Origin of the sequence: Mesorhizobium sp. M4A.F.Ca.ET.020.02.1.1 (assembly GCF_004022645.1) — a bacterium.
Taxonomy (GTDB): Bacteria; Pseudomonadota; Alphaproteobacteria; order Rhizobiales; family Rhizobiaceae; genus Mesorhizobium.
Genome location: NZ_RZOI01001417.1, coordinates 1 through 413, shown reverse-complemented (window position 1 = coordinate 413; position 413 = coordinate 1). Strand labels below are relative to the sequence as shown.

Genomic DNA, 413 nt, shown 5'->3' with positions numbered 1-413 from the left:
GCTGCCAGTTCGTCGACGTCGCCGAGGAGCTGGCGATCGAGCGCGCGAAAAAGCTGTTCGGCTGCAACTTCGCCAACGTTCAGCCGAATTCCGGCAGCCAGATGAACCAGGCGGTGTTCCTGGCGCTGCTGCAGCCTGGCGACACCTTCATGGGCCTCGACCTCAATTCCGGCGGCCACCTGACCCATGGTTCTCCGGTCAACATGAGCGGCAAGTGGTTCAAGGTCGTATCCTACGGCGTGCGTAAGGACGACCACCTGCTCGATATGGATCAGATCGAGAAGACCGCGCATGAGACCAAGCCCAAGCTGATCCTGGCCGGCGGCACCGCCTATTCGCGTATCTGGGACTGGAAGCGCTTCCGCGAGATCGCCGAGTCGATCGGCGCCTATCTGATGGTCGACATGGCCCAC

The 413-nt window shown here is 62.0% G+C and carries 1 pseudogene; it reads left to right on the top strand.

Annotated features, from left to right (window positions below):
• Positions 1-413 (top strand): annotated as a pseudogene (glyA, locus tag EN742_RS37465) (serine hydroxymethyltransferase); the annotation flags it as partial.